At 56.1% G+C, this 9,652-nt stretch carries 9 protein-coding genes; all 9 read left to right on the top strand.

The window, feature by feature from the left end:
* Positions 1 to 211: hypothetical protein (locus CSC76_RS19135; RefSeq protein WP_238394996.1), on the top strand; the 211-nt coding region annotated here is incomplete at its 5' end.
* 1,583 nt (positions 212 to 1,794) lie between these two features.
* Positions 1,795 to 2,313 carry a HEAT repeat domain-containing protein gene (locus tag CSC76_RS14720; protein WP_162110750.1) on the top strand — a complete coding sequence of 173 codons (519 nt, stop codon included), beginning with the start codon at positions 1,795 to 1,797 and terminating at the stop codon, positions 2,311 to 2,313.
* A 1,421-nt stretch (positions 2,314 to 3,734) separates the two neighbouring features.
* Complete coding sequence (locus CSC76_RS14715; RefSeq protein WP_162110749.1) at positions 3,735 to 4,040, top strand: hypothetical protein; 306 nt, start codon at positions 3,735 to 3,737, stop codon at positions 4,038 to 4,040.
* Positions 4,041 to 4,956: 916 nt separating this feature from the next.
* Positions 4,957 to 5,259: a carboxypeptidase-like regulatory domain-containing protein gene (locus CSC76_RS19435; protein ID WP_379605443.1), complete on the top strand. Its 303-nt coding sequence runs from the start codon at positions 4,957 to 4,959 to the stop codon at positions 5,257 to 5,259.
* Positions 5,260 to 5,368: 109 nt separating this feature from the next.
* Positions 5,369 to 5,773 carry a hypothetical protein gene (locus tag CSC76_RS14705; protein WP_162110747.1) on the top strand — a complete coding sequence of 135 codons (405 nt, stop codon included), beginning with the start codon at positions 5,369 to 5,371 and terminating at the stop codon, positions 5,771 to 5,773.
* Between the two features lie 65 nt (positions 5,774 to 5,838).
* Entirely contained in the window at positions 5,839 to 6,381 is a 543-nt protein-coding gene (locus tag CSC76_RS14700) for a hypothetical protein (RefSeq protein ID WP_162110746.1), read from the top strand.
* A 457-nt stretch (positions 6,382 to 6,838) separates the two neighbouring features.
* A complete protein-coding gene (locus CSC76_RS14695; protein WP_162110745.1) occupies positions 6,839 to 7,189 on the top strand; it encodes a hypothetical protein in 351 nt (116 codons plus the stop codon).
* Positions 7,190 to 7,321: 132 nt separating this feature from the next.
* Positions 7,322 to 7,636, top strand: coding sequence for a hypothetical protein (locus tag CSC76_RS14690; RefSeq protein ID WP_162110744.1), 315 nt, complete (start codon positions 7,322 to 7,324; stop codon positions 7,634 to 7,636).
* Between the two features lie 1,060 nt (positions 7,637 to 8,696).
* Positions 8,697 to 9,620, top strand: a complete 924-nt coding sequence (locus CSC76_RS14685) for a GIY-YIG nuclease family protein (RefSeq protein WP_202923542.1) — start codon at positions 8,697 to 8,699, stop codon at positions 9,618 to 9,620.
* Positions 9,621 to 9,652: the final 32 nt, after the last annotated feature.

Here is a 9,652-nt window from a genome sequence, read left to right as displayed (position 1 = left end):
GCTCGATCACCTGCTTCACCGCTTCGGCCCGGAACTCATCTGTGTACTGCTTGCTGTTGCCCATAAACACCTCGGTCATTGCCATCAATTATGGCAACCGGATGTCTACGAAAGGCTGGCCGGTCCACACGTCGGGCAGCCTCCGCTGCAAAGTATCGGGGCAGTCGCCGTTCGGGATAAGGACGGCAAAGAGATTAGGCTCATCAAGTAGGCGTGCCCTGGGCCTAACAAATCATTCAAGCCGAACCCGCTTCGCGGGTCGGCTTAATTCTGGTGTTAGGTGGCTGCAATGACATCCCGTGAAGTGCACATACTCTCGTACTTCTCGCTGCCGACTGATCTGGCTGCGTCTTTACAGAGTTGGCCTGAGTTTCAGGGCGGCAACGAGTATCACGTTGATCTATCGGACTCACGTGAGAAGGTAGCTGTCCGTCTCATCGAGCTAAATGACGAGTCACCGTACGTTTCGGTAGCCGGGCAAGGTAGCGGACGACTCTTCGATCAGGTTCTTGGCTTTGTCATTCACTCGTTGGCAGCTCATAGTGACAATCTGATGGTGGACCGTGTCAGCTAGCACGCCACCTAACAATTCATTCAAGCCGAACCCGCTTCGCGGGTCGGCTTAATTCCGGTGTTAGCGCCCATGATGGTTTCATACATGTTGGCCGCAATCTTCTCCGCCTCTACCGGCCAAGAGATGAGTCCGGACGTCTGTGTTCCACCCCCTTGGCCCCCGCGCTTCGAGATCAACCGGTCGGTTACATTTGACGACTTGCAGGAGCTTTACCTGCATGAGGTTCCGGCCGCGCTTATGCCGGAGCAGGCAATCCTGAAGGCAGAGTCGGTTGCACGCGATTCCGGCGATAACGACTGGGCGGCACAAGCTGGCGCAATTGGGGTGGCGGTCTATCAAACCCAGAGCCAAAAACTCGAGGCGCACTGCGGGCCACGTCTAGCCAACCAGCATGGAGCCGCTGGGCTTATCGAGCAGGCCTACGCTAGAGTTCTTGCCCACACCAATCTTCGACATGACTCCGCTGCGGCCGCTAAACTCCTGCCAGAAGCGTTCTCCGTCAACCTGACGTCCCGGGTAGCGATTGTTGGACTATCAGTGCACTGTTCTGAGTCGACTCCAGCTCTGGCTTCATTTCTTGCCCGCGCGTCCATCCCTTGCGGACAATCGCCAAGATCGCGGGATGGGCGCTAACAATTCATTCAAGCCGAACCCGCTTCGCGGGTCGGCTTAATTCTGGTGTTATGCCGCATGTCAAATAACCCATACCGAGCGCCAAGCTCATCGTTTCCCCAGAGCACGCTGATTCAGCGCAACCACACGCGCTCGCTTTGGATGGGCGCTGTCCTTGCCCCACTGGCGACACCCATCGCAGCCGTTCCTTTAGCTGTATTCCTTGATCCGCCCCCCTACAGTGGCTTCATCGATGCGTTGATCTTTTCCCCGTTTGTCGCCATTGCTTCGATCATATGGGGGTATCTAGGCACTATTTCTATTGGCCTACCTACAGCTCTGCTTCTGCAGAGGTTGGGGCATCTTTCTGCATTGCTGCTCTGTACTGCGTCGCTACCACTGGGCGTGGCATTCTGGCTAATCCTGCGCTGGTTCTCGCCGGATCCATTTCAGTTGCGGCAAAGTCTTGCGGAGGCTTTCGTCTTCGCTGGAACCTCACTTACCGTGGCAGTTGCGTTCTGTCTTGCTAGCGGCATAACAATTCGTTCAAGCCGAACCCCAATCGCTACGCGTTTGGGGTCGGCTTAACTCAGGTGTTAGGCATCTCAATGAACCTTGTTCGCAGCGTTGTAGAAAAGCACACCAGCTCCCTGTCGCTGATGGAGCGCGTGTATTCGGAGGAGCTTCCAAATCCCGGCGGCATCGCCAAGGAGCTTGGACCTAACGGTGTCGCCGAACTCTTCAGCGAGATAGCTGAGATTTCCAATGAGCGTGACCGCTTAGACCGAGAAGGAGGGGTGAATTGCGATGACCTGGATGACTTCTGGCGCGCCATGACCCGCTTAGGCAGCGTCATCCCCTATCAAGCGAGGCTTTATCCCGCTCAGGTACTGGAGGGCCTGAGCCATGAGAATCGCTCCGTGCGGTTCTATGTCGCACATAGCCTCAGCAGAGTTCCTTTTCGCAAGGCACTCCCCAAGCTGCAAAAGGCGCTCTCCATGGAGTCGGACTCGCTCACTCGTCGCGTGCTCACAGAGGCAGTTACTGCTTGCTCTTCAATCATGGCGTGCTTGCGTGAGATAGTGGCAGAAAACCGGCGTTTGCCCGTTGTGTGGCGAGATGCCTAACAATTCATTCAAGCCGAAGCCGCTTCGCGGCTCGGCTTAATTCAGGTGTTAGGTGCCATGGTGAGAATCGTCGTAGCCGCACTTCTACTTTTGCCGGGTCTCGCGCTTGGGCAGAACTGCTCCTGCAACCCTGTCGAGTCCAAGGCTCAATGGACCCGGGGGCTATTTCAAAGCTCCACTTACGTCTTTTACGGCCGCGTCGACTCTGTTGCGCCGCCAATTCCTGGTTCCAACGAAACGCGGGATCAACCCACTGTCACCCCGCTTCGTCATTTCAAGGGCGCTTTCCCAGGAGGCGAGCTTCGCGGACCGGAGTGCGGAGCATCTGTGCTCCCCGGGGAGACCGCAGTGTTCTTCGTTGACGGCTACAACCGCATCAGGTCATGCTCAATTGGCGTAAGCGGCATCAATCCACAAGAGATTCAGTCGGGTGTCTTCCAGCTCTCGCGGCATGGCACCTAACAATTCATTCAAGCCGAACCCGCTTCGCGGGTCGGCTTAATTCTGGTGTTAGGGGGCTTGGAAAGCGCCATGCATCTGCAGGTCGCAAGCTGGCAGATTGAGTGCGATGCGGAGGCCACTCGGGCGGCCTACTCAGGGCTACCTCTCGGTACTGATTGCCCTTGCGATCAATGTCGCAACTTCCACGCTGTGGCGAGCCGGACCTTTCCATCCGAGTTCATTCGGCTCGCCAAGTCCATTGGCATTGACCTATCCAAGCCGGCCGAGCTGTGTCATTGGTGTCGAGAGCCTTCCGGCCTCTATCTAACAGGCGGCTGGTTCCATTTTGTTGGGCGCATTGTTTCTGGCGCCGACGCGCTGCCGCACTTGGATGGCACTGGCACTATCCAGTACCAACCTCTGGCACCTGGCATTGAGGTCGCCCTGACACACCGCACTGGCTTAGTGCCTGATACATTCGCCGGGCTTGCCGTTTGCCAGCTTGAGTTCCAGACTCGTGTGCCATGGGTGCTGGCAGATGTTGAGCCCGCCCCCTAACAATTCATTCAAGCCGACGCCGCTTCGCGGCGCGGCTTAACTCAGGTGTTATACGTGGGTGGGTGTGTTGGTGTTGTCGGCTTCGGTTGCCAGTCGATCGTGCGGCAGCCGCGGCTTCGGTGCTGATCGATTGTTGATACAAGGCAACAGGCGCGTCCTTCTGGCTTCGCTTCACTCGGCTTCGGGTACATCGCTCTCGCGCCGCACGGCTTCCGGATGACCTTCCGGCTTGCGGACCGGCGTCGCGGTCGGCTTCGGTCTTTACGGGCCCCACCCTGCTACGGGCTGGCGGCGAATGATTTCCTGCTCCCGGATGTTCCGGACCCGTTGCAGGTTGCTGGCTTCGGGCTTACCTTGGCGCATAACAGTTCATTCAAGCCGAACCCGCTTCGCGGGTCGGCTTAATTCAGGTGTTAGGCCTCATGTTCAAAGAACTTGAGCAACTAGATACAAACCTCCGCAGGGCTGGCTACACCCTACTGGTGGTTGTCTTTGGCGGCGCATTCCTCGCATTGCTGCTGTACCAGCTCAACTTAGCGCCTCTTGCCATAGTCTTTGTCTGGATTGTCAACCTTCCGGCGGCATGGTTCTTGTCGCAAGCAGCAAAGCTTCAAGGCCGCAGCGCCTGGTTTACCGGAATCTCTTCGATAGTTCCCGCAGCTGCGTTGATCGAGTTTTTCATTTTATGCCCCGGTTCACCGCGCACCAAACAGGCTTCATCCCAATGAGGCCTAACAATTCATTCAAGCCGAACCCGCTTCGCGGGTCGGCTTAATTCTGGTGTTAGGCCTCATATGAGCCATTCCCACTCATTTCACTCTTGGCCATTCGATCTGCCAGTTGAGACTGGAGTATTCACTACTCGCCAAGTTATGGACGGGCTTGAGCCGATCCGCGAGGTCTATCATGATCCTGACGGCGATTGGCAATTCTTGTGTGGCACCACGCTCGACACGGCAGATCTCAAGTTGGTATGCCTCGGTTGCATGGTGGAGCGAGACCTCACAATCGGTAAGCTGGCGGAAATGCCGCCCAGCTGGTGTGCTACAAGGCGGGCCGCTGGTGACGAGTGGATTCAAGAACCGTATGAGCCACGCGCAGATGAGGCCTAACAATTCATTCAAGCCGAACCCGCTTCGCGGGTCGGCTTAATTCCGGTGTTAGGCGGTCGGGAGAAGCTCATGGCGACTTGGGTTATTGTCTCAATAGCTTTATTGGTCGGCCTCAATATCCTCGCAAGTTTTGCCTTGCTCAGATCCCACTCTTTCAGCCGCACTCAACGCTTGGTCCAGTTGCTCCTAATCTGGCTGGTACCAATTGTTGGAGCGACCATTTCCCTCACCTTCATAGCATCTGATTTCCAGCCGCACCTTGGCTCGTCCACTACAGAGTCTTCAAACCATGCAGGTGCCGAAACCTACTTGGCTCAGGGTCCAAGCCCTTGTGGCTGCTCGACGGATAGTGGTGGACATGACTGACCGGCCGCCTAACAATTCATTCAAGCCGAACCCGCTTCGCGGGTCGGCTTAATTCCGGTGTTAGGGGCCGCTAGTGAGATCATCGCTCTCAGAGATTCTTCTTCTAAGCACTCCACTACTTCTTAGCGGCTGCTGCTATTTTGCGCCATGCCACCGCGGCACATACATGGCTGGGGCAGTGACTGATGCGATGTCACATCGACCTATCCAAAACGCCGCCGTCCGCCTGTACCACTACGAGACTCGCACGGCGCAATCCGGTTGCTTCTCGCTGGGCGGCGCTGATGCACTCCCATTTGAGCTTTCCGTCTCGGCCCCAGGCTACAAGCCAATGGTCGCTGACGCTTTTCCCGGCTCATACCACGCAGTGGTGACACTCGTGCCGGATGGCAGCTCCGGCGAGAGCTCTTCAAAGATCAGCGAGATTCCTCAAGACCGATATGCCGAGCTTTCACGGAGCTGCCCCTAACAACTCGTTCAAGCCGAACCCGCATCGTGGCGGCGCCCGCGTGCCTACGCTACGCTAGCACGCAATCGCCGCCCCGCTACGGGTCGGCTTAACTCAGGCGTTAGGCCCCGTGAAAGTCTCTCCATTCACCCAGGTTGGCAGTATCACCTTCGGCATTGATCCTGGCGCCCTAGTCGGGCTCATCGGCCAGCCACGCTCCGAGCGCGTTAACCGTGTCGGTCAGATGGAGTTTGATTACGGCTCTACCGTTTATCGCTTCGACGCAACCTCGACGCTTGTTGAAATCACCGCAGACGCTCCCACTTTGGACCTAGACGGCCACCTTGTTCCTTTTTCCCATCTTCCCAGTTACCTCCAAGAGCACGACCAATCAGCCTTTGAGAGGCTGGGGTTATTGGTTAGCCCTCGATTTGGTATTGCAGTTGACACACACTTCCCGTCTTGGGTAACGGTATTCCCAGAGCAATCTCTCGATATCTGGCGGGCTATCGGAGACAACAATGCCGGGGCCTAACAATTCATTCAAGCCGAACCCGCTTCGCGGGTCGGCTTAATTCCGGTGTTAGGCCTCAGAGAGCCATGAGCGTAACCCATCGATTCATTGCTGACCCCGCTGAGCCATCGGAGGTGATGGCTTGGTTCAGGTCATTGAGCACTCCGGTCACGGAGGTGCAAGCCGAGTATGGCCATGCCCTCTATTTCAGAGACTTCGGCCCTCTTTCCTACCTTCCGGATGGCGGCATCGATGCGGACACATCGCCGGTAGTATCGGTTGTCCTACCTCAGGTTCGTCGAGGCTCTCTATGGACAATTGGCGAGGTCCATTTCCGTGCCACGCCATTGCGCAAACGATTTCCCTTGCTGCACAAGGTCAACAGCGCTTTCTCAAAATGGCTATCCACCCTGGAGTGTGTTTACTCCAATCAGCGTTCAGAAAACCCCTACTCCTATTACCTTGAGGGCTCGGCAAAGAACCAAGACGCAGCTATCTTCGCCTTTCACTCGGGGCTTGAGGCACTCAAAAGAGAGCGATACTTCGTCGGCCACATGGACAACCCGCACCGACTACATGCCATTTGCAGAATGCTGCAGCTACGTGGGGTTGACTGTGCTGAGGCCTGACAATTCATTCAAGCCGAACCCGCTTCACAGGTCGGCTTAATTCTGGTGTTATGCGTGGGCAGGTGTATTGGTGTTGTCGGCCTCGGTAATGCATCGACTTCCGCAGCATCGCTGGCTTCGGCGTTGATCGGTCGCTGACGCAGCCGGACTGGTCTCATAACCCCGCTTCGCTTCAATCGGCTTCGGACGCATCTCGTTCGCGCCGCCCGGCAAAGGATGGCTCATGGCTTACGGATTGGCGGCACTCTCGGCTTCGGTCGTTGCTGGCCTCGACGTGCTCCGTGCTGACGGACCGTTTCTCCGTGCTCCCGGGTATCGCGTGACCGTTGCGGGCCGCTGGCTTCGGGTTTACCTTGGCGCGCATAACAGTTCGTTCAAGCCAAACCCGCTTCGCGGGTCGGCTTAACTCAGGTGTTAGACGTGTCAGGACAGTGCATCGCAGATGGAGATAGAAGGCATGGAGAATCGTGAGCAAGACAGACCCGTTTATGTGACGTTTGCGCCACCACCATCGGGCGAAGACGCTGGCCTCATCGCATTCTTCTGGGATTTCATCAAACTATTTGGTCGCATAGCACAAAAGCTCAATCCAATCATATCCATCGCCGGGTTCTTTGTTGCCTCGCTTGTCGCCCACCACTACGGCCTAGGGCTATGGTCAATGGCAATTGGCTTGGCAGTTGCAGTTCCCGCATGGTTTATCGGTGGCGGCGCCATATACTGGTCGATATTCACGTGCATTTCCATAATGGTTGTTGGCGCGGCCGGCTACTTGCTGTTTAGCTTTTTCATGCATCTTGCAAGCTAGTTCACGTGTGACACGTCTAACAATTCATTCAAGCCGAACCCGCTTCGCGGGTCGGCTTAATTCAAGTGTTAGAGCGCACCCACAGTGTTTCGTAAACGGATCCTATACATCCAAGTGTTCCAAGACCACTTCATGGGCCGTGTGGTCGGTGAGGACAAAAGATCACGACGTGACTGCCACGCCCTCGACAACTCACGTGGAGATCCGGACTTCATTAGGGTTCGCGAAACGCTGACGTCTTTGGTCAAAGAGCTTGCGCCGGGCTTTTCGCTACGCAAGCCGGTGGCGCTGATGCATTTCATTCCAGAGCACTATCAGCCAACGCAGCATCAGCTTGAGCAGTTCAAGCGCACTGCGGAGCGTTCCGGGGTATCGTTCTGCTGGCTCTCCAAGTGGGAGACAGCTAACACTGACAGGGAGCTTGCCAATGTCTTCCGTGCGCTCTAACAATTCATTCAAGCCGAACCCGCTTCGCGGGTCGGCTTAATTCCGGTGTTAGGCACGGGGAGAAGCATCAACGCAATCGGCCGAAGAACGCGGGCGTCTTTACTTGCTCGCTTTCATAGCCATCTTGGTAATTGGCGACCTGCTTCTCAAAGGGCTGCTTCTCGCTGCTGGAAGCCTCCGGTGGAGCCAAGCGGGCGGCACCGTCGTGACCCTTCTGACCTGCTGGTTCCTTTGGCGCGGTTTTAGCTTTGCCTACTGGTTTCTGGTTGTCTGCGCTGCCTTGGCTATCGCTTTCTCTTTCTTCGCTGCAGCAAAGATTCCGGTAGCTATTGCAGCCGCCATTGGCATCTTAATGGCATTCCTACTACTTCTGCTCTTAGCACCGGCTACACGCAGCTTCCTGTCATCGCGGCGTGCAGCCCGTGCCTAACAATTCATTCAAGCCGAACCCGCTTCGCGGGTCGGCTTAATTCAAGCGTTAGGTGCCATGAAGATTCTTATCGCACTGATAGCTGCCTTTCTTGCGAGTCCCGCGCTTGCTGATACTCCGCTACCTCCACCTGAAAAGCTCACAGCTTGCTCGCCGGCTCGGAAGCTCTGCGCCACTTCCGACCCTGTCACGAACGTGACGCTCGTATCGCCTCAGCCCCCTGGCCAAGCCTCCTGGCAGATTCCCGGATGGCACCGCTGGCTATTCCCCTCAGACGATGGAGAATCAGTGGTAGTTGGCTACGGTGGAATGAACCTCGTGCCAGTGGACGTAACGCTAAGCCAGCCCGTTCTGCTCTTCTACAACAGCGGTCGGCTCGTCCGTACTATCAAGCTTGACCAGCTCTATGAGCGCAAGTCGCAACTCCAGCGCACCGTGTCTCACTTTGCTTGGGTGTATAGCATCGGCTTCAATAGCTCAAACCAATTCGTGGTTGAGCTAGTTAACGGAGAAAAGGTGGCGTTTGCTCCTAGTACGGGTGCCCGTGAACCAATTCAACCAGATGGCACCTAACAATTCATTCAAGCCGACGCCGCTTCGCGGCGCGGCTCAATTCAGGCGTTAGGTGCCGTGGAGAATTTCATGCCATTCGGAAAAACAGTCCGTATCTTTCTGCCCGATGGAGCAGTGACGGGAATACGCCATGCAGAGATATCAAACAGGACCGGCCAAGCTCTCGCCTGCCCACGCAACAGACTCGATGGGCTAAAGGAATGGCCGGAAGCTGCTAAACCCGGTGTTTACATCCTCTTCGAGGCGCGTCTCGGCGACTCAAAACCTAAGGCATATATCGGAGAGTCTGAGAACGTAGCTGATCGTCTGCTTACGCATGACCGCAAGAAAGAGTTCTGGAACGAAGCGGTGATCGTTACGAACAAGGACGACAATTTGACCAAATCACATGTCAAGTATTTGGAATCCCGAATTGAAGCTCTGGCGTCTGTCGCCGATCGCTACGAGCTAGAGAATGGCACCACGCCAACGTTATCCAGCCTCTCGAGGTCTGAGCGCGATGCAATGGAAGAGCTGCTGGAGGACATTCGCCTCTTCCTAGGCACGCTTGGATACCCCATCCTTGAGCCACTCCTGAGATCAGCGGCAGTTGCGGCTCCGGCAGGGCCGGCGGTACCACCGACTAGCACCACCGAAGAGTTGACCTTTACAGTTCACGGGTTCCTCGCGAAGGGCGTACAGACAGATGAAGGATTCGTCCTGAAGAAGGGATCGACAGCGTCAAAGACAAACTCCGACAGTCTTAGCAACAAACTTGCCAAGCTAAAGGAGCAATTAGTAGTTGATGGTCGTTTTGCAGTTGAGGAGAACTGCCTGAGGCTCACGGAGGACATCCTGATGAGCTCTTCAAGTTATGCGGCAGCGCTGATCGCAGGTACTTCGAGGAGTGGCCCACAAAGCTGGTTCGCTTCAAACGGCGTGTCATTGAAAGATCTTGAAGAATTGGCGGCAGAGCATGCGGTTCAAGGGAGCGGCGCCTAACAATTCGTTCAAGCCGAGCCCGCTTCGCGGTC

It is taken from the genome of Pseudoxanthomonas mexicana, assembly GCF_010093385.1.
In the GTDB taxonomy this organism is placed as follows: domain Bacteria; phylum Pseudomonadota; class Gammaproteobacteria; order Xanthomonadales; family Xanthomonadaceae; genus Pseudoxanthomonas_A; species Pseudoxanthomonas_A mexicana.
Note: the sequence above shows the minus strand (reverse complement) of the source record. Positions and strands in the feature narration are given on the sequence as shown.

Bases quoted from the DNA above. Each gene is read 5' to 3' on its own strand.
- CSC76_RS14715 (WP_162110749.1), top strand. From the start codon at position 3,735: ATGTTCAAAGAACTTGAGCAACTAGATACAAACCTCCGCAGGGCTGGC.
- CSC76_RS14720 (WP_162110750.1), top strand. From the start codon at position 1,795: ATGAACCTTGTTCGCAGCGTTGTAGAAAAGCACACCAGCTCCCTGTCG.
- CSC76_RS19435 (WP_379605443.1), top strand. From the start codon at position 4,957: ATGGCTGGGGCAGTGACTGATGCGATGTCACATCGACCTATCCAAAAC.
- CSC76_RS14690 (WP_162110744.1), top strand. From the start codon at position 7,322: ATGGGCCGTGTGGTCGGTGAGGACAAAAGATCACGACGTGACTGCCAC.
- CSC76_RS14695 (WP_162110745.1), top strand. From the start codon at position 6,839: ATGGAGAATCGTGAGCAAGACAGACCCGTTTATGTGACGTTTGCGCCA.
- CSC76_RS14700 (WP_162110746.1), top strand. From the start codon at position 5,839: ATGAGCGTAACCCATCGATTCATTGCTGACCCCGCTGAGCCATCGGAG.